This is a genomic window from Pseudomonas sp. BIGb0278, from assembly GCF_024809895.1.
Lineage (GTDB): Bacteria > Pseudomonadota > Gammaproteobacteria > Pseudomonadales > Pseudomonadaceae > Aquipseudomonas > Aquipseudomonas shirazensis.
Genome location: NZ_JANUEL010000002.1, coordinates 321,003 through 347,789, shown reverse-complemented (window position 1 = coordinate 347,789; position 26,787 = coordinate 321,003). Strand labels below are relative to the sequence as shown.

The window sequence follows — 26,787 nt, the reverse complement described above, 5'->3', positions numbered from 1 at the left end:
GTGCAGTGTGTGATTGGCTAGCCGCGTTGCGCTCCTGCTAGTGAGGCAGTCGCTGCGTGCGATCGTTCAGCCGCCTGGGGCGTTGTATCCAGGGCGTGCTGCTTAGCCAGTTGTAAATCCATGTATTCGTAGGCAATCCGAATTGCCTGCTCGGTATCGAACGCGTCGCCCGAGAGCGCGCCACGCAACCACAGGCCGTCGATCAAGGCTGCCAGGCCACGGGCGGCCTTGCGCGCATGGTAGAGCGGCAGGACGCGGCGAAACTGGCAGCACAGGTTGGAATAAAGGCGGTGATCGTTGATCCGCTGCAACCTGTGCAAGGACGGCTGGTGCATGCTGGCGGCCCAGAAGGCCAACCAGGTTTTCATTGCCGGGCCGCTGACCTGGCTGGCGTCGAAGTTGCCCTCGACGATGACTCTCAGGTGCGCCCGCGGGCTGTCGTCGGTGAGGGCTAGTCGACGGGCGACGGTGCCTTCGCTCAACGCATTCATGAGGTGGCGCATGGTCGCTGCGATCAGGCCGTTCTTGTCCTGAAAGTAGTGACTGATGATGCCGTTCGACACTCCAGCCAAACGGGCGATCAGCGCAATGCTGGCATCTCCCAGACCGACCTGATCGACCGCCTGCAGGGTGGCTTCGATCAACTGCTGACGGCGAATGGGTTGCATACCGACCTTGGGCATCTGGCAAATCTCCTCAGGCCTGCGGGCAGACGACAAGCGGCTGCCTCGGCGAAGGCCAGTCTATTTTGTTTTGATTGAACGTTCAATCAATAAAGAATAAGCTCTGCGACAATTTGTGCCATTGACAGTTGTTTAAGGCTGTCGAAAAGGCATCGATTGGCACCCCAGAAAAACGTGCAACCCCCGGAATACAAGGCGTTGACGGGCATGGGCGCTGCGCGATACAGAATCTGCCGAGCGGTCGCGAGACTGCGCGCAGGGCCCTCGGAGCGGGGCTTGGCTCTGTAGTTGTGCATCGTTTCGCTACGGGATCACGGTTTTCCTGAGTGCTTTTATAACACCTGTCGCAGTGGCATTAATTGACCAATTGCACGGGATTGACTGATTAGCCTCCACCCCAGCACTGCCCGGAGCATTCGTGCAATGAGTTCTGCCTCCCTAACCAAACCCCCCGCCGAGAGGGTCCGGGTCAACAACGTGGTGTTCATCACCTCTGCGCTGCTGATCCTTGTTCTGACTGCCTTGCTTATCGCTGTACCCGACACCGCCGGTGAAGTGCTCAACGTCGCCCAGACCTGGCTGACGCGCAGCTTCGGCTGGTATTACATGCTGGTGATTGGCGGCTACCTGGTGTTCGTCATCGTTCTGGCCTTCTCCAGCTTCGGCAAGCTCAAACTGGGCGGCAAGGATGACCAACCGGACTTCAGCTACGGTGCCTGGGCCGGCATGCTGTTCTCGTCGGGCATCGGTATCTCGCTGCTGTACTTCGGTGCGTCCGAGCCGCTGGATCATTACTTCAACCCGCCCGAAGGCACCTCGGCCAGCGCAGAAGCGGCGCGCCAGGGCCTGCAGCTGACCTTCCTGCACTGGGGCCTGCACGGCTGGGCGATCTATGCCCTGGTTGGCCTGGCAGTCGGCTACTTCGCCTATCGGCACAACCAGCCGCTGGCCTTGCGTTCGGCGCTGTACCCGTTGATGGGCGAGCGCTGGGTCAAGGGCAGCGCCGGCCATGCGGTGGACATTTTCGGCATGTTCGTGACCCTGCTGGGGCTGGTGACCAACCTCGGTATCGGCTCGATGCAGGTTGCCTCGGGGCTCGAGTACCTGTTCGGCATGACGCACAGCAACACTAACCTGCTGATCGTCATTCTGGTCATGGCGACGGTGGCGACGGTGGCCGCGGTATCGGGTGTGGAAAACGGCATCCGCCGCCTGTCCAACTTGAATATCGTGCTGTTCAGCGGCCTGCTGATCTTCGTTTTGCTGGCCGGCGATACCCTGCACCTGCTCAACGGCTTTGTGCAGAACACCGGCGACTACCTCAACGGCATCGTGCTGAAGACCTTCGACTTGTATGTGTACGAGAACGAAGCGGGCAAGTCCGAGCGCTGGTTGGGCCTGTGGACCGTGTTCTACTGGGCCTGGTGGATTTCCTGGGGGCCGTTCGTGGGCATGTTCATCGCCCGTATCTCCAAGGGCCGCACCGTGCGCGAGCTGGTTGCCGGGGTGCTGCTGATCCCGCTGGGCTTTACCCTGGCCTGGCTGTCGATCTTCGGCAACACCGCACTGGACCTGGTGATGAACCATGGTGCGGTGGAGCTGGGCAAGACGGCGCTTGAGCAGCCATCGATGTCGATCTACCAACTGCTGGAATACTTCCCGGCAGCCAAGATCGTCATCGGGGTGGCGGTGTTCGTCGGCTTCGTGCTGTTCCTCACCCCGGCCGACTCCGGCGCGGTGATGATGGCCAACCTGTCGTGCAAGGGCGGCCAGGTCGACGAGGACGCGCCGCACTGGATGGTGGTGTTCTGGTCGGTGGTAATCACCCTGGTAACCATTGGCCTGCTGCTGGCCGGCAACTTCGCCGCCATGCAGACCATGGTCGTGCTCGCAGGGCTGCCGTTCTCGGTGGTGCTGGTGCTGTTCATGTTCGGCTTGTACAAGGCCATGAAGCAGGACGCGCAACTGGAGCAGGAGCGGGCCGAGCTGGCCGCGCGCGGCCGTCGCGGTTTCAGCGAGCGGCTCAGTGCGATGGAGTTGCAGCCGACCCAGGCGGTGGTTCAGCGCTTCATGGACAAACACGTCAGTCCGGCCCTCAAGGACGCCGCAGCGCAGCTGCAGGCGCAGGGTTTCGAGGTCGAGACCCGCTTAGGCCAGTCGCGCAATATGATGGGCCTGCGGGTGATGATGGAAGAGGGCAACCCGTTCGTCTACGAGGTCAGCCTGGACGGCTACCTGGCGGCGCCCAACGAGGCACAGGTGCAAGGCGAGGCCGATGTGCGCCAACGCTATTATCGCGCCGAGGTCTATCTGCACGATGGTAGTCAGGAGTACGACCTGATGGGCTTCTTGCCGGAGCAGATCGTTCGCGACGTGCTTGATCAGTTCGAGAGCCATCGCCAGGTGCTGGGGCGCGTGTACAGCTAGGACACGTGCGCAGCTTTGCTTGAAACAGGCCTTGTCCATTGGACAGGGCCTGTTTCGTTATTGCGCCAACTGCCTGGTGGCGCAGTGTCGACCCCAGCAATAACTAACACCGGAGCACCCTCCACTACGCGTTAGGTTGAGCCCTTTCTCCTCAGGAAAGTGCCGCCATGCCCAGCAACCCATCCGCAACAGCCTCTGATTTCCACGCCAGCGTAGCTGCTCAATTCGCCAACCGCCCTGGCCTGCGCCAGATCGCGGCTGAGCGGATCATGCAACTCTTGATCGAACACCACCCCATTCTCAAGACTGCCAGACCTGACATGCATTCAGCTGAAGGGCTGATGCTGATGACACCTGGGCTTCCTCTCCGGTCGCTGGTCGACCTGGTGCTGCAAGCGCTGATTGACGGCAAGTTGCTGGACTTGTCGCCGGTAGACAACGTTGCCCAGTACTTCTGCCTGGAACCGGGTAGGCGCTTTTATGCGATCGAAGACTCCATGACCACCGGCGAGGGCGATGTCATAAAGCCTGAGCGGCTGCAGACAGCCTTCGATGAACTGATCAGGCAGTTGCCAGATGACTTCTGTCAGGCCCAGGTCGACTATTGGGCGACTGGCAGCATGGGCGTCGACCACCTGAGCTGGCTGCAGCAACTGCTCAAATCGGCGCTACTCTGCAACTTGCCCTGGCAGGTGCTGGATGAACAGCAGGCGCAGTGCGTGCGCGAGCTGCTGGCACGCGGCAATGTGCCGTCCGGTGTGTATCTGGTGCAGGTCGAACTGGACATCGGCGGGGCTACCTTCAGCGAGACATTGCCAAACCTGCTGATTCAGGCGCAATGGGACGAGCGCGAGTCCCTTCTGTGGTGCGCACCCTCGGGGGTCATCCGTGCATTCGACTCGTTCGACGAGTTTGCTGCTGCGCTTGCCGACGAGCTCGGCGTGCGTTACCGCTTCGAGGCCATGACCTGGCACCGCTTTGCGTTGGAGGGCGACTGCTTTGTGCAGCAGGCGGCAATGTTGCTGGATATTCTCCTGGCGACGCTGTCGCGGCTGCGCCCCGCCTTGTTGGCAGATGTCAGCGCGCTTGAGCAGGCATATGCCTCGCTGAGCGACCCTGCCAGCTTCTTCATCCCGGCCTATTCCAACGTTGGCAGTACCAAACTGATCCTGCCTCCAGGACTGAATAGAGCGTCTTCCGAGGACAGCTTTGCCTACCAGTGTGGCCTGTTCGAGCTGGCCTTGGCGCAGGCTGACTCCGACGGTATCCCTGCACTTGATGGCATTCTTGACCTGCATGGCTACGCCAGCCAGCGTTTGCGTGAGCAGATGTTGAGTGATCATCCGATCGACGCCAACTACTTTGCGGATGACCTGTTGCTGACCCTGAGCGTGGCCAGGGGAGTGCCCGGCGGTGCGGGCGCGGGTGTTGGCGGTGGGGTGGTTGAAACGCGCAAGGTTTCGCTTACCCAGCTTGCCGTAGGCAATTTGAGCTCACTGGCCGGAGCTACCGTGACGGCGATCGAGCATCGGGACGATCAACTGATCATGGACTGGATGAACGTCGAGTACGTCAAGGCACTTATCCAGCGTGTCGACATCGGTGCTCATTATCCGGTGTATGTCGCTGACCGCCTGGATGAGCCGGCCCAGCGTGAGCTGCGCGTCAGTCGTTTCGCACGTGAATGGCGTTGTTCCTTCCTGTTCAGTGCCTTGCAGGCAAAACTGGCAGGTAGCCTGAGTGAGGCCGCGCTGCAAGCCGTGGTCAATTACTGCCGGGGGCTGGATGACAAGCAGTTGCCAGGCAGCATGTTGATGCCACTTGCATTTCGGCGCGAGCCCAGCAGTGAGCACTACGACCTGGTGCGTGGAATGTATGTGCTGTTTTGCGTCGAGCCTGCGGTGGTTGTGCTATATCGGCCGTTGTATGCATCGCGCTCGGTGTGCGAGTTTGCCAGTCTGGATGCGATGATGCAGGCGATTCGTTCCGATATGGCCTTGCAGCAGGACATCCTTGAGTGGATCCTGCCACAGGCTCGAAGCGTGTATGCGCACGGCGGATTTACCGAGCCGCATCTGGGTGTGCCGATCATCGATTCCTCGCTCCTGCCCGAGCGCGTGCAACCGCCTGCGTTCTGGCCGCAGTATTGGCGCGTTGATGTCGACGCAAAGATGTATGCAGCAAACCGCGACCTGCTGGTGGAGCTGGCTGACCGGCAGAGTGTGTCGAATGCCGAGAGCCGTTGGGCCATTCTGTGTGAAGGTGCCTGGTTGCTGTTCGACCTGATTACCTTGCAACTGCGCGGGCCGGTGGCAGTGGTGGCCTGGATGGTGCAGCTGGCCAAGAGCGTCGACAATGACCTCACCGCGTTGGCTCAAGCTAGTGCCTTCGGGCGCTCAGCGGCGGTTGTCGACCTGATCCTCAATGCCGGCATGGCGCTGCTGCATGCGCGGTTGCCGCAGTTGCAGGAGCCCGTCCCCGTAGAGCAACCGCCGCTGGATCTGTTGCGCGGGCCGACAATCGCAGGCAACGGTGCATCCACGGCGATGACTCGCCCAGTCCAAGGCAAGGTTTACCTGCCTGGCGAGGTGCTCAACCAGGCCAGCGTGAACCTGGACTTTTCCTTCAGTGGAGGGCAGGGCTTCAATGTCCTGCCTCCTCAACGGCGGCAGGCCTTGCTGGCGATGCGCAGTGCTGTATCGCTCAATGGCATCCAGCCGCTGAGTGCTGGCCCTGAACAAGGCTTGTACATCAAGGACGGGCAGCATTACGTGTCGCTGCGCGGGGACACCTACGCGGTGGCGCTCAGCGCCGAAGGCGCACGCATTGAAGGCCGGGACGGCGCCGTCGGGCCGTGGCTGCTGCGCGAGTTCGGAGCGTGGCGTATCGATGCTCGGCTGCGCTTGGATGGCGGTATGCCGCGTAATCGCGTTCAGCGCCTGCAGGAAACCAAGAAGCAGCAGCTTGCTCTGCTCAAGAATCAGGAAAGTGCGCTTATCGTGGACAGCGAACCACGGCGGCGAGACCTTGAAAAATATATCAGGCAAGAGTTCGAGAACAAGGCGCTGATCCTTGATCTGGAACAGGAGGCATCACTGGACAGCGTTCAGGTAAGCAAGTTGGCGCTGCTCAGGAGCCTTCAGAAGCGCTACAGCGAGCGTGTTGCCGGTGGCTATAAACGACTGATCGAGGTAGACCGCAAACATGATCGTATTCTGACCGAGATCACTGCCGTCAGGTCCGTTGACCCATTGCTGGATCAGGTGCTGGACGCACAGCGCAGCGATGTTCGGCGCAGCCTGGTCGAGAACTGTGGGCATTACTACAACCGTCTGGCGGACATGATCAACGAGGAAGACGTGGAGGAGCAAAGGGAGCAGCTGATGGTCCTCCCGGAAACCGAGGTCGAAATCCAGCATTATCGGGACTTCACCAAGGCGCTTGAGGGCGTGCAGGTGTGGGAGCAGGAGTTGATCGAACTGTCCGGGCCGTTCGACGCCCTGCTCGAGGAAACGCTAAAGGACAGCACGATTCATTTCAAATCCGAGGAAGGCGGCAGAGACACCAAGGCTCAGATGCTCAATCGGATCATCGAGACAAGGCGAGCGAACGCGGTAGACCTAGAATTCCGTATGCTGCAGGACCTTGCCGAGCTTAGTCTGGATCGCCTTGGTGGGGCCGACGAAGCGACCTTGAACGAGTACCAGAACTATCTCAACGGCCCGGCGTTGGCCAGTGCTGGTGCTGCGCACGCCGAGCTGGCGGGTGCGGACCTCGCGCTGAGCGAGCGCCTGGAAGTGCTGAACGGTGTGATGGATGCCTACGAGGAAGCAGCAAGTATGGCCGATTACTTGCTGAGCGTGGGCAAGAGAGTCATCCGAGCGGACAAGCTGCGGCTATACCAGCAGACGCTCGGCAAACTCAAGGATTCGGTCAGGATCGAGATTGCCAGCGACCTGCGTGAACTTGAGCTGGCGGATGTACCGAGGGTGCGTACGCCTCTCTATGCGAAGCGTGGCGGCATACGTCGAGTGGTCCGCACGCACCGTGGCCGAAGCGTGGTGGGAGAGGAGGTGCAGGTCGATGGCGAGTCGGTTATCCAGCAAAGAGATTCCTACTCCAAGGTTTTGAAAACTTTCAGACGCCAGAACAGTGCATGGGTCGAAGACGCCGAGTCCAACCCGCTCGACAGAGCTTCCCCATCGACGCAAGGGCTTGCCAGTGTCCGCCGACGCGGGCGCACGCTGTTGGACGAGATGGATTCGGTGGTCAAGATCGCTCGGCGCTATGTTTCATCTGACGAGCCGTTGGGCTTGAGCACGGTATTGGAGCTGCACCGCGAAAAACTCAGCGAGGTGCTCGCAGCACTGCCTCGCAGTGAAGGCGATGCAGCGTTGTATGAAGATCTTGAAACGGGCATCGAGTCATTGCAGGCGACCCAGGATGACTTGCTCAGATCGATCTACTTCAACACCACTCACCCAACGGCACGAGCGCTCAAGTACCTGCACGAGCAGAAACAACTGACTATTGTACGCACCGTCAAACGCAGACCGCTGCCCCGCAACGACTACCTGGATATCTATGAAATCAAGCGGCTGGCCGTGTCCGGACGTGGTCGAGGCATTGGCTTGTGGGAGGCGCATTTCCACTACGCCAGCGAGGGCGCAGCTGACCTTGATTTTGTCGCCGGGCACCTCAAAACCTGGGCGCAGCGCGCGTTGGGCCGCGACGCTCAATTACGTGCAGCGCAGAACAGTGAGGTGTTGGAGATCTACCGCAGCAAGCTGACCAAGGCCGATGTGCTCGGCATCATCCCGTTCGAGTAGGCTTCAGCGATTGCTGTAGCGGCCTTGCTTGCCATGTGCAGGCATGGCCAGATTGCTGCGCACGGCGATCATCTGGCGCAGCTCTATCAGTTCGATGCCCTGGCTCTTGAGCCGGGGCATTTCTCTTTCCAGAACCTCCAGCGTTTGTGCGTAGGGGTGGCCAATCAGCACAGCAGAGCCCTGCCTGCGGGCCAGCTCGACGCCTTCACGCAACTGAGCGGTGATGGCTTCGCTGGTGCGCACGTCGTCCAGAAATACATCCCGTGACACGTGTGCAAGGCAGTCTTCCTGCGCCTTGGCGGCAGCCACGGTAGCGGCACTGGTGCGGCTGTCGACGAAGAACAGGTCACGGCGCTGCAACTCAGCCATCAACCAGGCCATGGCAGTTGGCTCAGCGGTCATGCGGCTGCCCATATGATTGTTCACGCCTGCGGCAAACGGCACCTTGAGCAACGCTGCGTCGAGGCGCCGGGCGAGCTCTTCGGTCGGTAGGCCGGGGTGCCAGGCATATGGGCCGGTGGCTGGGTCCATCGGCATGTGCAGGATCACCGTCTTGCCGGCTTTATGGGCCTGACGGGCGAAGTCGCTGGCGTGCGGGGTATCAGGCATCACCGCCATGGTCACCGGGCCGGGCAGGGCAAGGGTGCGCTGGTCGCGCTCGATGCTCTGGCCAAGGTCGTCGATGATGATGCTCATGTAAGCCTTGGCCGGCGCCGCATGGGCGGCGCCGGTCAGCAGGCAGAACAAGGTCAACAGCAGATAACGCATCAGCGGATCATTCGCCCTTGGTGATGTTCAGGCCTTTGAGCAGGCTCAGTGCCTGGCTCAGCTGGAAGTCATCATCCTGCGGGCGCTCTTTGCGCTTGCTGCTGCCGGTCGGGCGGTCGGCGCCGCCGTTGCCGTTACCGAGGTGGCCTTGCAGGTCGGCTTCCTTGAAGTTCTCGGTGTCGGCCTCGGCAGTGAGCTTGGCCTGGCGCACTTCGATATCGGGGACGATGCCCTGGGCCTGGATCGAGCGGCCGTTGGGGGTGAAGTACAGCGCGGTGGTGAGCTTGAGGGCGCGGTCGTTGGCCAGCGGCAGCACGGTCTGCACCGAGCCTTTGCCGAAGCTGTCGGTGCCCATCAGCACACCGCGCTTCTGGTCTTGCAGGGCACCGGCGACGATCTCCGAAGCCGAGGCGCTGCCGCCGTTGATCAGCACCACCAGCGGTACGCCTTCACTGGCGTCGGCCGGGTCGGCCGAGAAGCGCAGCTCGGAGTTGGCGATGCGGCCCTTGGTGTAGACGATCAAGCCTTTGGTCAGGAAGTGGTCGGCCACTTCGACCGCCGACTGCAACACGCCGCCGGGGTTGTTGCGCAGGTCGAGCACGACCCCGCGCAGCTTCTTGCCGTTGTCCTTGCGCAGCTTGGCCAGGGCCTTGCCGACTTCTTCGCCGGTCTTGACCTGGAACTGGGTGATGCGGATATAACCGTAGCCGCTTTCCAGCAGCTGGCTCTTGACGCTCTTGACCTGAATGACCGCACGGGCGAGGGTCACGTCAAACGGCGTGCCGCCATCGCGGACCAGGGTCAGGGTGATCTTGTCGCCGATCTTGCCGCGCATCTTGTCGACCGCTTCGGTCATGCTCTGGCCACGGGTCGGCGCGCCGTTGATCTTGACGATCAGGTCGCCGGCTTCGATGCCGGCACGCGAGGCCGGGGTGTCGTCGATGGGCGAGACAACTTTGACGAAACCGTCTTCCATGCCCACTTCGATGCCAAGGCCGCCGAACTCGCCGCTGGTGCTTTCCTGCAGTTCCTGGAAGTCTTCCGGGCCGAGGTAGGCCGAGTGCGGGTCAAGGTTGCTGAGCATGCCCTTGATGGCGTTCTCCAGCAGGGTCTTGTCGTCCACCGGTTCGACATATGCCGCTTTGATGCGGTCCATGACTTCGGCAAAGGTGCGCAGCTCTTCCAGCGGCAGCGGCGACTTCGCCGTGGCCTCGGGAGCTGGCGTTGCGGCTGGCTTGGCCGGCTCGGCGGCATGAGCCAGGGGCGCGCCGATCGCCAGGGCGACGGTCAGGGCCAGTTGGGTGAGGCGAGGCGAGTGCAGCATGTCGAACGAACTCCTGATCCTGTTGGCGCTCCCGCAGGAGCCTCGGTGCAGCCACCGTAAATAAGTTGAAATGCCTAGCCACGGCACCATTGCGCCGGGTCGCTCGGGCGGCCCTGCTGACGAATGGCAAAGTACAGACCTGCGCTTTCCTGGCCACCGCTGTCACCCACGGTGGAAATGGCTTCCCCAGCCTTGACCACATCACCGGCGCTCTTGAGCAGGCGTTGATTGTGGCCATACAAGCTCAGATAGCCATTACCATGGTCGAGAATGACCAGAAGTCCAGCCCCACGCAACCAATCGGCAAATACCACTCGGCCGCCGTGCACTGCGCGAACCTGGGTGCCACTGCTGGCGCTGATCATCACACCATCCCATTTGGCGCGGGCATCACCACCACGGGCATCACCGAAGCGTGCCAGCAATCGACCATTGACTGGCCATGGAAGTTTGCCCCGCGCTGCAGAAAACGCACCGCCATAGCTGGCGCCATCGCCGGAAACCATCGGGCCGAGGGTGGTCAGGGCCTTTTTCGGTGGCTCGGCCGGCGCCTCGGCTGGGGCCTGGCGTGCGGCCAAGGCCTCCTGCTGGCGGCGTTGTTCGGCTTCACGCTGAGCGATCAGGGCTTTTTGCCGCGCCTCTTCAGCTTCGCGGGCCTGGCGCGCAAGGGTTTCTTCGATGGTCTTGAGCACCTTGCCCAGCTCGGCCTGGTCCTGCTCGCGGGCTTGCAGCTTCTGGTCGCGCTGCTTCAAGTCGCTGTTGAGCTTGGCCAATACCGCCTTGCGCTTGTCGCGCTCGGCTTCGAGCTCCTGCCGGCGGCTGTCGAGGTTGCCGCTCTGGGCGAGCAACTGCGCCTGCTGGCTGGCAATGTCCTTCTCGACATTGGCCAACTGACGCAGGGTCTCGTTGAACACGCGCAACTGCTCCATACGCGCCTTGCTCAGGTAATCGTAATAGGTGAGGGTGCGGGCAAATTTCTCTGGGTTCTGCTGGTTGAGCAGCAGTTTCAGGTATTCCTCGCGGCCGTTGTTCTGATAAGCCGAGCGGGCCTGACTGGCAATCAGGCCTTGTTGTTCAGTGCGGGCGGACTGGAGTTTTTTTTTCTCGGTATCAAGGCGCTCCAGTTCGCCCTCGGTCTTTTTTAGTTCTTGCTGCAGGGCCTCCACCTGCTTTTCCAGGTTACCGATGTCGGTTTCGGTGCTCTTCAGGTCTTTTTGCACACCGGATTTTTCTTCCTGGAGCTTGCCCAGCATCTTCTTGAGCTCGGCGATGTCCTGGCGGGTGGCATCCAGTTGTTGCTGGGTCTGTGCGCGCTCATCGGCAAAGGCCGGGCTGAGCAGGCATGACAGGGCGAGAAGGATCAGGGCGCGGAACATGGAGTGGGCGTACCAGGGATGGAGACTGGCCTAGTATGCCCGCCTGGGCCTGCAAACAAAACGCCCCGCGGCATCTGCAGCGGGGCGTTTGTCTGGAAACAGCGGTGTAGCGGGCGGTTTATTCGACCAGAATCGAAGTCCCGGTCATTTCTGCCGGGATTTCCAGGCCGAGCAAGGTCAGCATGGTCGGTGCTACATCGGCCAGCACGCCGCCTTTACGCACCTTGAGCTGGCGCTTGCCGACATAGATGAACGGCACGGGCTCGGTGGTGTGCGCGGTATGCGCCTGGCCGGTGCTCTCGTCTTCCATCTGCTCGACGTTGCCGTGGTCGGCGGTGATCAGTGCTTCGCCACCGACTTTGTCCAGGGCATCGACAATGCGCCCGACGCAGGTGTCGAGCGCCTCGACGGCTTTGACCGCAGCGGCAAACACGCCGGTATGGCCGACCATGTCGCCGTTGGCGTAGTTGACCACGATCACGTCGTAGCGCTGCTGCTCGATCGCTTCGACGATGCGGTCGGTGACCTCAGGCGCGTTCATCTCGGGCTGCAGGTCATAGGTAGCAACCTTGGGCGACGGGATGAGAATACGTTCTTCGCCTTCGAACGGCTCTTCGCGGCCACCGGAGAAGAAGAAGGTGACGTGAGCGTACTTCTCGGTTTCGGCAATCCGCAGTTGGGTCTTGCCGTTTTTTGCCAGGTATTCGCCAAGCACGTTGTCCAGGCTGGCCGGGGCGAAGGCTGCCGGCGCGGGGATCTTCGCCGAGTACTGGGTCAGGCCGATGAAGGCTGCCACTTTTGGCTGGCGGGTGCGGGCAAACTCGTTGAAGTCAGGCTCGACGAACACCCGCGACAGTTCGCGGGCGCGGTCGGCACGGAAGTTCATGAAGATCACCGCATCGCCATCTTCGACAGTGACCGCTTCGCCAATCCGCGTGGCCTTGACGAATTCATCGCTCTCGCCGCGCGCGTAGGCGGCCTCAAGCCCTTCCACGGCGCTAGCCGCAGTGTGGTCGGCACTGGAATCGACGATCAGGTTGTAGGCCGCAGCGACGCGGTCCCAGCGGTTGTCCCGGTCCATCGCAAAGTAGCGGCCGATGATGCTGGCGATGCGGCCCTTGCCCAGTTTGGCGAACGCTGCGTCGACCAGTTCGAGCGACGACTGCGCGCTGCGTGGCGGCGTGTCGCGGCCATCGAGAAACGCGTGCAGGTAGATCTTCTCGGCGCCGCGCTGCGCGGCCAGTTCGGCCATGGCGATCAGGTGATCCTGGTGGCTGTGTACGCCACCGTCGGAGAGCAGGCCGAGGATGTGCACGGCCTTACCGGCGCCGACAGCCTTGTCGACTGCATCGCAGAGCACCGGATTGGTGAAGAACTCGCCATCGCGGATGGCCTTGGTCACCCGGGTGAAGTCCTGGTACACCACGCGGCCAGCGCCGAGGTTCATGTGGCCGACTTCGGAGTTGCCCATCTGCCCGTCAGGCAGGCCGACGTCCATGCCCGAACCCGAGATCAAGCCGTTCGGCTGGGTAGCGCAAAGGCGATCGTAGACCGGCGTCTGCGCGGCAAGGATGGCGTTGTATTCGACGTGTTCGCTGTGCCCGAAACCATCAAGGATGATCAGGACCAGAGGCTTGGGGGTGTTCGTCATCAATCGCACTCACGGTTGCCAGAAGATGATAAAGACCCGATTTTAGGGCAAATGCGCCACCCCAGGCGAAAATTCATCGTGTTTGCCGACTGGCGCTGCAACGTTTGCAGATGAATGCTGCACGCCTGCCCGGCGGGCGGGCTTTGGTGGGCCTTGGCTGCTGTGTATACTGGCCGACATTTTCAATCGCGTGGAACACACCTGATGGTTGCTAACCTGATTACATTTGCCACAAACCACTTCATTCTGGTGGCGATTTTCTTTGTTCTGCTGATCCTGCTGTTGCTCAACGAAATCCGTCGTGGCGGCCAGAGCCTGAGCAACGGCCAGCTGACTGCACTGGTCAACGCCGACAAAGGCGTGGTGCTCGACATCCGCACCAGCAAGGAATTCGCGGCCGGCCACATCGTTGGCGCCCTGAACATCCCACAAGACAAGCTCGCCAGCCGTATGGCCGAGCTGGAAAAGCATAAAGACAAGACCCTGATCGTGGTCGACAGCATGGGTCAGCAATCCGGTACCCATTGCCGTGAACTGCTCAAAGCTGGTTACACCGCGGCCAAGCTCAGCGGTGGCATTTCCAGCTGGAAAGCCGATAACCTGCCCCTGGTGAAGTGATATGAAGCCCGTCATCGTCTATTCCAGCGACTACTGCCCGTTCTGCATCCGCGCCAAGCAACTGCTGCAAAGCAAAGGCGTGCCGTTCGAGGAAATCAAGGTCGACGGCAAGCCCCAGGTTCGCGCCGAAATGAGCCAGAAGGCCGGCCGTACCTCGGTACCGCAGATCTGGATCGGCAGCACCCACGTCGGTGGTTGCGATGACTTGTACGCCCTCGAGCGCGCGGGCAAGCTCGACAGCCTCCTCGCGGCCTGAGTCACACCGCATTCAACCCATTAGGATTAGGATCAGCCATGACTGAGCAACAGAACAACGGCGCTGCCACTGACGACAACGCAGCACAATTCTCCATGCAGCGTATCTACGTGCGCGATCTGTCTTTCGAAGCACCGAAGAGCCCGCAGATCTTCCGTCAGCAGTGGGAGCCGGCTGTTTCGCTGGACCTCAACACCCGTCAGAAAGCCCTCGAAGGCGACTTCCATGAAGTCGTGCTGACCCTGTCGGTGACCGTCAAGAACGGTGACGAAGTGGCTTTCATCGCGGAAGTGCAGCAGGCCGGTATCTTCCTGATCAAGAACCTTGACCCGGCTTCCATGAGCCACACCCTCGGCGCGTTCTGCCCGAACATCCTGTTCCCGTACGCTCGCGAAACCCTGGACAGCCTGGTAACCCGCGGCTCGTTCCCGGCGCTGATGCTGTCGCCAGTGAACTTCGACGCCCTGTACGCGCAGGAAATGGAGCGCATGCAGGCCGCTGGCGAAGCACCGTCGCTGCAATAAGCACGGCTGCCAGACCGAGAAAAGCGCCCTGTTGGGCGCTTTTTTTGTGGCTCAGACAAAGCCCTGCTGGCGCCAGGCCTCATATACCGTCACCGCCACGGTGTTGGACAGGTTCAGGCTGCGGCAGCCCGGGCGCATCGGCAGGCGCAGCTTCTGCTCGGCGGGCAGGGCGTCGAGTACTTCGGCCGGCAAGCCGCGGCTTTCCGGGCCGAACAGGAAGGCATCGCCTGGTTGGTAGGCAACCTCGTGAAACGGGTGCGAGCCCTTGGTGGTGAAGGCGAACAGACGCGGCTGGCCGAGGCTTTCCAGGCACGCCGCCAGGCTCTCGTGGCGCTTGAGCGTGGCATACTCGTGGTAGTCCAGCCCGGCCCGGCGCAGGCGCTTGTCGTCCAGCTCGAAGCTGATCGGCTCGATCAGGTGCAAGGCGCAGCCGCTGTTGGCACACAGGCGGATGATATTGCCGGTATTCGGCGGAATTTCTGGTTGAAAAAGGATGACGTGAAACATGCACGGCTCCAAGCGTGAAGATGACGAGCATTCTACCCCTGAACCGGATCAGCGTTCGAAAGCGTTCCCGCGGGTAATGCTGTCGCTGGCCATCGTCGGGGTGATGGTCGGCTTGATGATCGGCCGCCTGACCACGCCTGAAGAGCGTGTGCTGGAGCAGATCGGAGTAGTGCAGGGCGGGCTTGACCTGTGGTTCAACGAAGAGCCAAAGCTGCATGGCGAGAACGTCGAAGGTACGGTGGCGATTGTGTTCGAAGCGAAGGGCAAGGCGCAGCGCGGGCAACTGATGCTGGAGGAGAAGCCGGTCGGCTGGCGTTTGCAGAACAGCGACAAGGGCTTGCTGCTGACGGTGGTGGCCGCGCGCCCCCTGCAGGGCGAATGGAGCGCTGCAGAGGACGCGGGACGTTGGCGTGTGCAGGTGAGGCTGCACGAATAAAAGAGGGGATTCCCGGCCTGCCTGTACCGAGGTCCCCAGAACTTGCTCGACTTGCGAATAAAATAGGGGTCACCCGGCCTGCCTGTACCAGGGCCCCCGAAACTGGTTGTGCAATAGCTATTGCAGGGGGCGTGCCAGGTTTTCAAACGCTGTGTTTGTTAGGGTTTGCGGGTGATTAGGCCGGGATTTGATGTCGTTTGTGCCTTGCTGCGGTGCGTTGGGCACGATCTCGGTGCATGGTACAGACTGCGCCGATCCGCAACCGAGCGCGGTCCCTGTAGGAGCGGCCTTGCCGGGGCGCCGGACCGGTCGGAAAGGCCAGCGAAGCTGGCCCGGCGATTCTGTGGCGTTGTGCAGATCCTGGGGCCGCTACGCAGCCCTTTCCGACCGGTCCGGCGCCCCGGCAAGGCCGCTCCTAGAGGGGCGCGATGGACCGGTCGAAAAAGGCCGCTATGCGGCCCGGCGTGTATGGCGTCAAGCGTGGATCAATGATCGTCGCCGTCATCCTCATCGCCGCCGTCGATCTTCATCCCCAGTTCTTTGATCTTGCGGGTCAGGGTGTTACGCCCCCAACCCAGCAACACCGCAGCATCACGCCGACGCCCGGCGGTATGCTTGAGTGCGGTCTCGATCATGATCCGCTCGAAACTCGGCACCGCGCTGTCGAGCAGGTTGGACTGCCCCCGCGCCAACGCCTGATCCGCCCACTGGCGCAGTGCTTGCTCCCAGTTGGTCACCGGCGCAGCATCCTGCGGCAGGTTGAGCAGCTCCGGCGGCAGGTCACCCACCAGCACTTCGCGGCTAGAGGCCATTACCGTGATCCAGCGGCAGGTGTTCTCCAGCTGGCGCACGTTGCCCGGCCACGGCAGGTTGCGCATGAACTCTTCGGTCTCCGGCTTGAGCAGCTTTGGCTCGACCGACAGCTCTTGCGCCGCTCGGCCGAGGAAGTGCCTGGCGAGGGTGGGGATATCCTCACGGCGGTCGGACAGTCGCGGAATATGGATGCGGATCACGTTCAGGCGGTGGAACAAGTCCTCACGGAATTTGCCCGCCTGGACCAGGGTTTCCAGGTTCTGGTGCGTTGCGGCAATGATGCGTACATCGACCTTGACCGGGATATGCCCGCCCACGCGGTAGAACTCACCGTCAGCCAATACCCGCAGCAGGCGGGTCTGGGTGTCGGCTGGCATGTCGCCGATTTCGTCGAGGAACAACGTGCCGCCATCGGCCTGCTCGAAGCGGCCACGGCGCAGGTTGGCAGCGCCGGTGAAGGCGCCTTTCTCATGGCCGAACAGCTCTGACTCCATCAGATCCTTGGGGATCGCCGCCATGTTCAACGCAATGAACGGCGAAGCAGCCCTTGGGCTGTGACGGTGCAGGGCGTGGGCAACCAACTCTTTACCGGTACCCGACTCACCGTTGATCAACACGGTGATGTTGGAGTGGCTGAGGCGGCCGATGGCGCGGAATACTTCCTGCATCGCCGGCGCCTCGCCAATGATCTCCGGCGTGCGCGTCAGCGTCGGCGCGACATGCAGGCCTTGCTGCTCCTGAGCATGTTGGTTGGCCCGCTTGACCAGCGAGACCGCCTCGTCAACGTCGAACGGCTTGGGCAGGTACTCGAAAGCGCCGCCTTGATAGGAGGCTACCGCACTGTCCAGGTCCGAATGCGCGGTCATGATGATCACCGGCAAGCGCGGATGTTGTTCGCGAATCTGCGCCAGCAGGTCCAGGCCGCTGGCGCCAGGCATGCGGATGTCGGAAATGATCACGTCCGGCTGCTGCCGGGCCAGGCGACCCATGACTCCGTCAGCGCTGTCGAAGCTCTGGGTGGTCATGCCCTCCTGTTGCAGGGCTTTTTCCAGGACCCAGCGGATGGAGCGATCATCGTCGACGATCCACACGGTTTCACTTCGGCTCATGGGGCAGTGGCTCCTTGTTCCAGAGGCAGGAAGATCGAGAAGGTGGTGTGGCCGGCATGGCTCTCACACTCGATCAGGCCCTGGTGCTGGCTGATGATGTTCTGGGTAATGGCCAGGCCGAGGCCGGTACCGTCCGGGCGCCCGCTGACCATGGGATAGAAGAGGGTGTCCTGCAGTTCCGCCGGGATGCCGGGGCCGTTGTCGGTGATTTCGACGCGGGCTACCAGGCGATGACGGATGTGGCCAATGGTGAACTGGCGCACGGCGCGGCTGCGCAGGCTGATGCGGCCCAGGCGCAATTCGTTCTGGCTGCTGATCGCCTGCATTGCGTTGCGCACGATGTTAAGTACGGCCTGGATCATCTGCTCGCGGTCGATCAACACGTCCGGCAGGCTCGGGTCGTAATCACGCACCAAAGTGATGCAGCCTTGGCTTTCGGCCTCGACCAGGCTGCAGACGCGCTCCAGCACTTCGTGAATGTTGGTCATCGCCAGCGACGGCAGCTTGTTCGAGCCGAGCATGCGGTCGACCAGGTTACGCAGGCGGTCGGCTTCTTCGATGATCACGTTGGTGTAATCACGCAGGCCATCATTGGGTAGTTCACGGGCCAGCAACTGCGCCGCGCCACGAATGCCGCCGAGCGGATTCTTTATTTCATGGGCGAGGCCACGCACCAGCATCTTGGTGGTTTCCTGTTTGGACAGCTGGGCCTCTTCCTTGGTGATACGCAACAGCCGGTCACGCGGGTGCACCTCGAGCAGCAGCAAGGTCTGGCCTTGATGCAGGATCGGCGTAACCGCGTAATCGACGGTGATGCTTTGCCCGGTCAGCGAGGTCAGTTGCGCCTCGCGCTTGGTGAACGGGTGAGCCTGTTCAACGGCCTGGCGCAGTGAGTTGAGCGCCTCGGTCGACTCGGTGAACAGCTCGCTGATGAACTGCCCATGACTGCGCTGACCGCTGACCGCCAGCAGCATCTCCGCGGCCGGATTCATGTACTCCAGGCGCAGTTCGGCATTGAGCAGCAGGGTCGCTGTGGTCAGGTTGTCCAGGAGTAGACGGTGCTGCGCATCGCTGATGGTCATGGGGCGTCGTCGACCTCTTTTGGCACATGGGTCGCCCTTGGCTGAGCCAGGAGCGGGCGCGCTGGTGATCCGCGTGATGGTTTGAAAATGCAAGAAACAAACCAAGGCTCCGAAAAGAAGCGCAATTGCCGGAAAAAGCCCTGTTCATGCGCTATTGCAGGCCAAAAACTATCGATGAAACGATTCACTTGAACCATATTGGGCTGCATGGCAGAGCAGTAGGCCCCGCCATGCACCAATATAGAGCATCTTGGTCGCTTGCTCAGTCGCAGAGCTGTCCGGTGGCGCGGATCATGCCGGCACGGTGCAGTGCATCGCCTTGGCGTTGCGCCAACGCCAGGGCCAGCTTGCGCGCGCACTGGCGGCTGCGGGTTTGATCGAAAGACGCCAATTGGTGCAGCAGGTCTGTCTGCAGGCCGTCCAGCCGCGGGCGGATGATGCGTTGCAAGTCATGTCGTGGTAGTGCCGGCGCGGCTCCGGCGAGCTGCCATTGCGACAGCCGCGCATACTGCACCAGCTTGTTGGCCTCTATCTGATCGTCAAAGAACGCCGCTGCACGCGCAGGGTCAAGGCCATGGCCAGGCGCCGCGTTGCGCACGGCAGCAATGATGGCTTGTTCGCGCTCGGTTGCCTGGACGGGCTGGGCGTTATCCCATTTATGCAGCGCCACCACATCGGCCACGGCCAGTCGCCGCTCGACCAGGTCAAGCAGGGGTGAGAAGGCGGGGTCGTCAGAGGTGGCGCTGCAGCCGCTCAGGCCGAGGGCGCAGGCAAGGATAAAGGGGGCAAGGCGCATCGGCAGTCTCCTTTTCAGTGGAGGCTGGAAGTGTGCGGTGATGCTGAGGGTGCGCAAGTCGGACGCTTCTGAAAATCCAGTCTGGCGAAACGGAAAACGGCCTCCCGAGGGAGGCCGTCTTCAGTTGATGCCTAGCGACGACAGGCGTCGCTTACATCAGCAGCTGTAGTACAGCTCGTATTCCAGCGGGTGCACGAAGGTGCGCACCTTGATTTCTTCTTCGCTCTTCAGCTCGATGAAGGCATCGATGAAGTCGTCGGAGAACACGCCGCCCTTGGTCAGGAACGCACGGCCTTTATCCAGCTCTTCCAGAGCTTCTTTCAGGCTGCCGCAGACTTGCGGGATGTCCTTGGCTTCTTCTGGTGGCAGGTCGTAGAGGTTCTTGTCGGCAGCATCGCCTGGGTGAATCTTGTTCTGGATGCCGTCCAGGCCAGCCATCAGCAGGGCTGCGAAGGCCAGGTATGGGTTGGCCGACGGGTCCGGGAAGCGCGCTTCGATACGGCGAGCTTTCGGGCTGCTGACGTAAGGAATACGGATCGAGGCGGAACGGTTACGGGCCGAGTAGGCGAGCATTACCGGTGCTTCGAAACCTGGGACCAGACGCTTGTAGGAGTTGGTCGACGGGTTGGTGAAGCCGTTCAGTGCCTTACCGTGCTTGATGATGCCGCCGATGAAGTACAGGGCGGTATCGGACAGGCCGGCATAGCCTTCGCCAGCGAAGGTGTTCTTGCCGTCTTTCCAGATCGACATGTGCACGTGCATGCCCGAACCGTTGTCACCGTACAGTGGCTTCGGCATGAAGGTAGCGGTGCGGCCGTAAGCGTCGGCAACGTTGTGCACGACGTATTTCAGGGCCTGGACTTCGTCAGCTTTCTTCACCAGGGTGTTGAACTTGACGCCGATTTCGTTCTGACCGGCAGTCGCCACTTCGTGGTGGTGAACTTCAACGATCTGACCCATTTCTTCCAGTGCGTTGCACATGGCAGTACGGATTTCGTGGTCGTGGTCGAACGGAGGTACTGGGAAGTAGCCGCCTTTGACGCCTGGACGGTGGCCTTTGTTGCCGCCTTCGATGTCAGCACCGGTCATCCACGAGCCTTGCTCGGAGAAGATCTTGAACATCGAACCGGAGATGTCGGACTGGAACTTCACTTCGTCGAAGATGAAGAACTCAGGCTCTGGACCGGCGAACACGGTGTCACCCAGGCCAGTGCTCTTAAGGTACTCTTCAGCGCGCTTGGCGATCGCACGTGGGTCGCGATCGTAGCCGAGCATGCTCGACGGGTCGACGATGTCGCAGGTGATGATCAGGGTTGGCTCTTCGGTGAACGGGTCGAGCACAGCGGTATCGTCAACCGGCATCAGGATCATGTCGGAGGCTTCGATGCCTTTCCAGCCGGCAATCGACGAACCGTCGAACATCTTGCCGACTTCAAAGAAGTCTTCGTCCAGACCATCACGCGCCGGCATGGTCACGTGATGCTGAGTGCCTTTGGTGTCCGTGAAACGCAGATCAATCCACTTGACGTCATGATCTTTGATGAGTTGAACCGACTTCGACATGTTGTCCTCCGGAGGGTCTAGAGCGCGGTGGGCCGCTGCCCTGGAAAAAGGGTGTTGCTGGGCGCGGATAGTCGGCCAAGCTTACCTGCCTCACAAGAGAGCAAATTGCATGCCAGTGCCCGAAAATGGCGAGTCTGAGATAAAAGCGGGCGTTCAGGGGCACTTATTGGTAGTGGTCCGAGCAAAAGCGCACCTTTTAGATGCGGAAATTGCCAGCCGCGCACCAAATCAGTGCGCATCTTTGCGGGGGCGTTTTCTGGAACCTCTTCGCGGGTAAACCGGTTCCCACAGGGATAGCGGTGGAGTTGGGCTTTGCACCATCCTGTGGGAGCGGGTTCACCGGGACGCCGGATCGCCGCTAAAGAGCCGGCACAGGCGCGGCAAAATCAATCTCTTGCACTCATCTCAAACCTTTCTGTTCAAAAGTTGGTCAAATCCTGAGCAATTTCCGCTATAATTCGCGCCCCTCATTTTCGGCAGGCCCTGGGCGCGCTGTTTACCCATGAAACTCATCGTCAAAGTCTTCCCAGAAATCACCATCAAGAGCCGGCCGGTGCGCAAGCGCTTCATCCGTCAGCTCTCGAAGAACATCCGCAACGTGCTCAAGGATATCGACCCTGAGCTGAAGGTTGACGGTGTCTGGGATAATCTCGAAGTGGTCACCCGCATCGAAGACGAGAAGCTTCAGCGCGAGATCATCGACCGGCTGTCGTGCACGCCGGGGATCACTCATTTCCTTCAGGTAGAGGAATACCCGCTGGGCGACTTCGACGATATCGTCGAGAAGTGCAAGGCGCATTACGGCCATCTGCTGGCCGGCAAGCGCTTCGCCGTACGCTGCAAGCGTGGCGGCCACCACGACTTCACCTCGATGGATGTCGACCGTTATGTTGGCAGCCAGTTGCGCCAGCAGTGCGGCGCCGCCGGTATCGACCTGAAGAACCCGGAAATCAAGGTGCGGATGGAAATCCGCAATCAGCGCCTTTACGTCATCCACAATCAGCATCAAGGTATCGGCGGTTATCCGTTGGGCGCGTTGGAGCAGACTCTGGTGTTGATGTCCGGTGGTTTCGATTCCACCGTGGCTGCCTACCAGATGATGCGTCGCGGCCTGATGACCCACTTCTGCTTCTTCAACCTCGGCGGCCGTGCCCACGAGTTGGGGGTGATGGAAGTCGCTCACTACCTGTGGAAAAAATACGGCAGCAGCCAGCGCGTGCTGTTCATCAGCGTGCCGTTCGAAGAAGTGGTCGGCGAGATTCTCGGCAAGGTCGACAACAGCTACATGGGCGTCACCCTCAAGCGCATGATGCTGCGCGCAGCGGCCAACATCGCTGACCGCCTGCAGATCGACGCGCTGGTCACCGGTGAGGCGATTTCCCAGGTGTCGAGCCAGACCCTGCCCAACCTGACAGTGATCGACCAGGCCACTGACAAGCTGGTCCTGCGTCCGCTGTTGGCCAGCCACAAACAGGACATCATCGATACCGCTTATCAGATCGGCACAGCCGAGTTTGCCAAGCACATGCCAGAATACTGCGGCGTCATCTCGGTCAACCCGACTACCTGCGCCAAACCGCAGCGGGTTGTATATGAGGAGGCCCAGTTCGATATGCAGATCCTGGAGCGCGCGCTGGAACGTGCTCGCTTCATCTCGATCGACCATGTGATCGACGAACTGAGCCAGGACATTCAGATTGAAGAGGTGGCCGAGGCCACTCCAGGCCAGATCGTCATCGACATTCGTCACCCCGATGCGCAAGAGGATCAACCTCTGGTGATCGACGGTATCGAAGTCCAGACCATGCCTTTCTATGCCATCAACAGCCGCTTCAAGCAGCTCGATGGCAACCGTCAGTACCTACTTTATTGCGACAAGGGCGTCATGAGTCGCCTGCATGCGCATCATCTGCTCAGTGAGGGACATGCCAATGTGCGTGTTTATCGTCCGGCATAAACTGCCAGGGCTGTATGGCGGCAGCATCCGCCATCGCCCTCCCGACCCGCGGGCCCGCTGAGCCTTTTACCTTCATATTGGCCGTCTAGAATGGGCGGCAACCGAATCCTCTGATCGAGATACATTTGTGATCGAAAATCTGCGTAACATCGCCATCATCGCCCACGTTGACCATGGTAAAACCACTCTGGTCGACAAACTCCTGCGTCAGTCGGGCACCCTGGAGCGTAACGAGCTCAATGACGAGCGCGTCATGGACTCCAACGACCAGGAGAAAGAGCGCGGTATTACCATTCTGGCGAAAAACACCGCCATCAACTGGAATGGCTACCACATCAACATCGTCGACACCCCCGGCCACGCCGACTTCGGTGGCGAAGTTGAGCGTGTAATGTCGATGGTCGACTCCGTGCTGCTGCTGGTCGATGCCCAAGACGGCCCTATGCCGCAAACTCGCTTCGTGACCAAAAAGGCATTCGAAGCTGGCCTCAAGCCAATCGTTGTAATCAACAAGGTTGACCGTCCGGGCGCGCGTCCTGATTGGGTTCTGGACCAGATCTTCGATCTGTTCGACAACCTCGGCGCTACCGACGAGCAGCTGGACTTCCAGGTCGTCTACGCCTCGGCCCTGAACGGCATTGCCGGTCTGGACCACACTGCCATGGCCGAAGACATGACCCCGCTGTACCAAGCGGTTGTCGACCACGTTCCACCACCTGCTGTTGACCGTGACGGCCCGTTCCAGATGCAGATCTCCGCTCTGGACTACAACAGCTTCCTCGGTGTTATCGGCGTTGGCCGTATCGCCCGTGGTCGCGTCAAGCCGAACACCCCGGTTGTTGCCATCGATACCGACGGCAAGAAGCGTAACGGCCGTATCCTGAAGCTGATGGGTCACCACGGTCTGCACCGTGTCGACGTTGAAGAAGCTGCCGCCGGCGACATCGTCTGCATCAGCGGTTTCGACGAGCTGTTCATCTCCGACACCCTGTGCGACCCGCTGACCGTCGAGGCGATGAAGCCTCTGACCGTCGACGAGCCAACCGTTTCCATGACCTTCCAGGTCAACGACTCGCCATTCTGCGGTAAAGAAGGCAAGTTCGTGACCTCGCGTAACATCAAGGATCGTCTGGACAAAGAGCTGCTGTACAACGTTGCACTGCGCGTTGAAGAAGGCGACTCGGCAGACAAGTTCAAGGTTTCCGGCCGTGGTGAGCTGCACCTGTCGGTACTGATCGAAACCATGCGTCGCGAAGGCTTCGAGCTGGCCCTGGGCCGTCCGGAAGTGATCATTCGTGAAGTCGACGGCGTCAAGCAAGAGCCGTTCGAAAACGTCACCATCGACATCCCAGAGGAAGCTCAGGGCAAGGTCATGGAAGAGATGGGCCTGCGTAAAGGCGACCTGAGCAACATGGTCCCGGATGGCAAAGGCCGTGTGCGTCTGGAATACAACATCCCTGCTCGTGGTCTGATCGGTTTCCGTAACCAGTTCCTGACCCTGACCAACGGTGCTGGCATCCTGACCTCGATCTTCGATCGCTACGCTCCAGTCAAGTCGGGCCACATGTCCGGCCGTCAGAACGGTGTACTGGTTTCGGTTGAAACCGGCAAGGCTCTGACCTACTCGCTGGAAACCCTGCAGGCGCGCGGCAAGCTGTTCGTCGAGCACGGTCAAGAGATCTACAACGGTCAGATCATCGGCCAGAACAGCCGCGACAACGACCTGGGTGTAAACCCAACCAAAGGCAAGAAGCTCGACAACATGCGTGCTTCGGGTAAAGACGAAACCATCGCTCTGGTTCCGCCAGTTCGCTTCACTCTGGAACAGGCTCTGGAATACATCCAGGAAGACGAGCTGTGCGAAGTCACGCCTAAGTCGATCCGTCTTCGCAAGAAGATCCTCGACGAAAGCGAGCGTACCCGCGCTGCCAAGAAAGCCAAGATCTGAGTCCAGATCTAGCTGAATGAAAACGCCCCCGGTCGAAAGGCCGGGGGCGTTTTTTTTGCAAGTTTCATAATTCGCTACGATGCACTGCTGAAGAATAGCGCTCGTCGTAGATGTGAGTTTCATAAAGCCATCAGCGACAATACCTCCCCCGCAGCCTATATTTCCCGCTGTGCAGCTCTCTTGTGCTGATTTAACTTCGGTCTTCACTTGTTATGTTTGATAAGGAGATTGAACTATGTCGGTTGTCATTGCGGGTGAACGTATTTGTGTGATTGATGATGGAATAACGGACGAAGAGCATACCAAGATCTTGAAACTGCTGACCGGCTCGCTTTGGCGATATGGCTGGCCCTATCCCTATTCACCTCTTGATCGTCCCTGCTGGCACAGCTTTATTGCAGGTACTCGCAGAGACGAGCTTGAAGATTGTGAGCTAGAGCTGCGGGCTCGACCTGATTGGGCATTTCTCGCGGATATCTGGGCGCGGATCAAAGCGGTGCACCTACCCTCGGCAAAGCTATTAGGTGTCTACGCCAATGGCCAAACAAGTAGTCAGGACGGTCCTATCCACCACGACAATACAGTCGAGCTGCCCGGCAAAACGGTCATGCTGTTCTGCAGTGAGTATTGGGCTACATGTTGGGGAGGAGAGCTGGTCTTTTACGATACTGCCAAAGAAAATATTATGCTGTCCGTGCAGCCCAAGCCGAAGAGAGTCGTAGTGTTCAATGGCGAGGTGCCGCATGGCGCGCGGGCGCCGGCAGCAAATTGCAACAGGCTGCGCATGAGCATCGCTTTCAAGACTCTGATCAGGGAGTAACGAACGATGTCGAAAAAATTCGAAATCATTCTGGGGTACGTCGATAAGCCCGTAGCGGTGGGCGGCGCAGCTGCCTCCCTTACGGATCAGTACAACACCGATAAGTCCGGGTTCTCCCTCGTCAACCAGACAGCACAAACCGGTGCTACAGTCGCGAGCGTGATCTCTATCGTAAAACTGACCGCGGGATTCACACCGTTTCTCAACATAAAAGCCAACACGCTTGCGGCGACGACGGTATTTCTAAAGATCACAGCTGAATACAAGACTAATCAAAAATTTGATAATGGAGATGTCCTGAGTCTTATTGGTAATGTTGCCGGGATTGTCGCAAGCATTACTTTGCTCGCCGGTGCAAGCGGTCCAGCACTTGTATTTACTGGCGTAGGTGTTACCGCAACTGCCGCGGGGATAGTGACCTCCGATGCGGTTAAAAATTTGTATCAATCTTTGATTTTGCCAGTTGTCGAAAAACATTTCGCCACAAATACGAATGCGGCATATCCAGATTATTGGGTGGCGCCGGATTTGGCACTTGTGTCGCTCGCGAAAATCAGCGCAAGCTATACGAGCCAAATTGCTGTCAGTCGCTGGGACCCTGACTCACATGAAGTAGGGCTGGGGCGTGACGATACCTATCCGTACGGAATAACCGCCGGCGGTGGGGGGTATTTCGAGCCCGGTGGAGACGGTGGCGTTATGATATTCCCGTTGCCGGAGTATCCAGGATGGAGCATTGACATCGGACCCATTCAGGTCATCGCGCCTGGTGGGGGTGGTGCTGGGCTTGATAGATATCACTAAGGGCCGGCGGTGCCGATGTGCCCGGCTTGAGTAAGGGGGGGCATTTGTACTCATTTTCCGAGTTCTTGCGATTATTAAAAGTGTCTCCTCCCTTGAGGTCCGCGGGAGCGCTTTCGGCTTGTTTAGTTACCATGCTTGCGTGCATTGCACTTTTTGTCAGTCAGCGTGAAGTGTACGTTGCCCCTGATATGTCTAAGTTGACAGCCCTCGAGGGGAGAGTCTCTGGTTATCCGAGCAGTTGGGAAGTTGATCGTTCGTTGATGCACTTCAGTGTAGCGTACACGCTTGATGGGAAACGGGAGGGAAAACGTATTTATACGCCCCATAAGCTGTACAAAGCCTCTGGCCTTCGGATCAATTCCAAGGTGGTGCTCGTGGCAGAACGCGTAAATGGTGGGAGCGTAGTGCGTGAGCTGGCTACGTTGGACGGTCGAGTTCTCTTCAATGATCGACTCTATCGACAGGTTGTGGATATGAACAACGCCTCGATAGAAGC

The 26,787-nt window shown here is 60.1% G+C and carries 20 protein-coding genes; 10 read left to right on the top strand and 10 right to left on the bottom strand.

Annotated elements, in window-relative coordinates:
• Nucleotides 1–17: 17 nt before the first annotated feature.
• Nucleotides 18–683, bottom strand: coding sequence for a transcriptional regulator BetI (gene betI / locus M2396_RS10270; RefSeq protein WP_101315590.1), 666 nt, complete (start codon nt 681–683; stop codon nt 18–20).
• A gap of 423 nt (nt 684–1,106) precedes the next feature.
• On the opposite strand from betI, the gene betT reads away from it, so the two are divergent.
• Nucleotides 1,107–3,110, top strand: coding sequence for a choline BCCT transporter BetT (gene betT, locus M2396_RS10265; protein WP_150571523.1), 2,004 nt, complete (start codon nt 1,107–1,109; stop codon nt 3,108–3,110).
• Nucleotides 3,111–3,277: 167 nt separating this feature from the next.
• Entirely contained in the window at nt 3,278–7,939 is a 4,662-nt protein-coding gene (locus M2396_RS10260; protein WP_259074578.1) for a dermonecrotic toxin domain-containing protein, read from the top strand.
• A 3-nt stretch (nt 7,940–7,942) separates the two neighbouring features.
• On the opposite strand, the gene M2396_RS10255 is transcribed toward M2396_RS10260, so the two are convergent.
• From M2396_RS10255 to gpmI, 4 genes are all read right to left on the bottom strand, one after another.
• A complete protein-coding gene (locus tag M2396_RS10255) occupies nt 7,943–8,707 on the bottom strand; it encodes a divergent polysaccharide deacetylase family protein (protein WP_101315596.1) in 765 nt (254 codons plus the stop codon).
• Between the two features lie 7 nt (nt 8,708–8,714).
• Nucleotides 8,715–10,031 (bottom strand): S41 family peptidase, encoded by a 1,317-nt coding sequence (locus M2396_RS10250; RefSeq protein ID WP_101315598.1) that lies wholly within the window; start codon nt 10,029–10,031, stop codon nt 8,715–8,717.
• Between the two features lie 74 nt (nt 10,032–10,105).
• Complete coding sequence (locus M2396_RS10245; protein ID WP_103435734.1) at nt 10,106–11,407, bottom strand: murein hydrolase activator EnvC; 1,302 nt, start codon at nt 11,405–11,407, stop codon at nt 10,106–10,108.
• 118 nt (nt 11,408–11,525) lie between these two features.
• Nucleotides 11,526–13,058: a 2,3-bisphosphoglycerate-independent phosphoglycerate mutase gene (gpmI, locus tag M2396_RS10240; protein ID WP_188035172.1), complete on the bottom strand. Its 1,533-nt coding sequence runs from the start codon at nt 13,056–13,058 to the stop codon at nt 11,526–11,528.
• A 204-nt stretch (nt 13,059–13,262) separates the two neighbouring features.
• Between gpmI and M2396_RS10235 the strand changes: the two genes are divergently transcribed.
• From M2396_RS10235 to secB, 3 genes are read left to right on the top strand one after another with little or no spacing between them, the layout of a single operon-like run.
• Nucleotides 13,263–13,676, top strand: coding sequence for a rhodanese-like domain-containing protein (locus M2396_RS10235; RefSeq protein ID WP_101315604.1), 414 nt, complete (start codon nt 13,263–13,265; stop codon nt 13,674–13,676).
• A gap of 1 nt (nt 13,677) precedes the next feature.
• Nucleotides 13,678–13,932, top strand: coding sequence for a glutaredoxin 3 (gene grxC / locus M2396_RS10230; protein ID WP_101315605.1), 255 nt, complete (start codon nt 13,678–13,680; stop codon nt 13,930–13,932).
• 38 nt (nt 13,933–13,970) lie between these two features.
• Nucleotides 13,971–14,456: a protein-export chaperone SecB gene (gene secB / locus M2396_RS10225; protein ID WP_103435737.1), complete on the top strand. Its 486-nt coding sequence runs from the start codon at nt 13,971–13,973 to the stop codon at nt 14,454–14,456.
• 51 nt (nt 14,457–14,507) lie between these two features.
• Here secB and trmL read toward each other — a convergent pair whose 3' ends face one another.
• Nucleotides 14,508–14,963, bottom strand: a complete 456-nt coding sequence (gene trmL, locus M2396_RS10220; RefSeq protein ID WP_103435738.1) for a tRNA (uridine(34)/cytosine(34)/5-carboxymethylaminomethyluridine(34)-2'-O)-methyltransferase TrmL — start codon at nt 14,961–14,963, stop codon at nt 14,508–14,510.
• Between trmL and M2396_RS10215 the strand changes: the two genes are divergently transcribed.
• Complete coding sequence (locus tag M2396_RS10215; protein ID WP_150571220.1) at nt 14,962–15,399, top strand: hypothetical protein; 438 nt, start codon at nt 14,962–14,964, stop codon at nt 15,397–15,399. The genes trmL and M2396_RS10215 overlap by 2 nt on opposite strands.
• A 485-nt stretch (nt 15,400–15,884) precedes the next feature.
• On the opposite strand, the gene ntrC is transcribed toward M2396_RS10215, so the two are convergent.
• The 4 genes from ntrC to glnA all read right to left on the bottom strand — a co-directional run bounded on the left by ntrC (nt 15,885) and on the right by glnA (nt 20,762).
• Nucleotides 15,885–17,321: a nitrogen regulation protein NR(I) gene (gene ntrC / locus M2396_RS10210; protein ID WP_101315613.1), complete on the bottom strand. Its 1,437-nt coding sequence runs from the start codon at nt 17,319–17,321 to the stop codon at nt 15,885–15,887.
• Complete coding sequence (glnL, locus tag M2396_RS10205; protein ID WP_101315616.1) at nt 17,318–18,403, bottom strand: nitrogen regulation protein NR(II); 1,086 nt, start codon at nt 18,401–18,403, stop codon at nt 17,318–17,320. The genes ntrC and glnL overlap by 4 nt, the downstream gene beginning before the upstream one ends.
• Nucleotides 18,404–18,665: 262 nt before the next feature.
• Nucleotides 18,666–19,199: a chorismate mutase gene (locus tag M2396_RS10200; protein WP_259074570.1), complete on the bottom strand. Its 534-nt coding sequence runs from the start codon at nt 19,197–19,199 to the stop codon at nt 18,666–18,668.
• Nucleotides 19,200–19,355: 156 nt separating this feature from the next.
• The gene (gene glnA / locus M2396_RS10195; protein ID WP_101315620.1) at nt 19,356–20,762 is read right to left on the bottom strand and encodes a type I glutamate--ammonia ligase; all 1,407 of its coding nucleotides are present in this window, start codon (nt 20,760–20,762) and stop codon (nt 19,356–19,358) included.
• 502 nt (nt 20,763–21,264) lie between these two features.
• Here glnA and thiI point away from each other — a divergent pair.
• From thiI to M2396_RS10175, 4 genes are all read left to right on the top strand, one after another.
• Nucleotides 21,265–22,719, top strand: a complete 1,455-nt coding sequence (thiI, locus tag M2396_RS10190; protein ID WP_150571217.1) for a tRNA uracil 4-sulfurtransferase ThiI — start codon at nt 21,265–21,267, stop codon at nt 22,717–22,719.
• Nucleotides 22,720–22,846: 127 nt separating this feature from the next.
• Entirely contained in the window at nt 22,847–24,667 is a 1,821-nt protein-coding gene (gene typA, locus M2396_RS10185; RefSeq protein WP_101315624.1) for a translational GTPase TypA, read from the top strand.
• A 235-nt stretch (nt 24,668–24,902) separates the two neighbouring features.
• Nucleotides 24,903–25,487, top strand: coding sequence for a 2OG-Fe(II) oxygenase (locus M2396_RS10180; RefSeq protein WP_150571216.1), 585 nt, complete (start codon nt 24,903–24,905; stop codon nt 25,485–25,487).
• A 6-nt stretch (nt 25,488–25,493) separates the two neighbouring features.
• The gene (locus M2396_RS10175; RefSeq protein WP_259074562.1) at nt 25,494–26,291 is read left to right on the top strand and encodes a hypothetical protein; all 798 of its coding nucleotides are present in this window, start codon (nt 25,494–25,496) and stop codon (nt 26,289–26,291) included.
• Nucleotides 26,292–26,787: the final 496 nt, after the last annotated feature.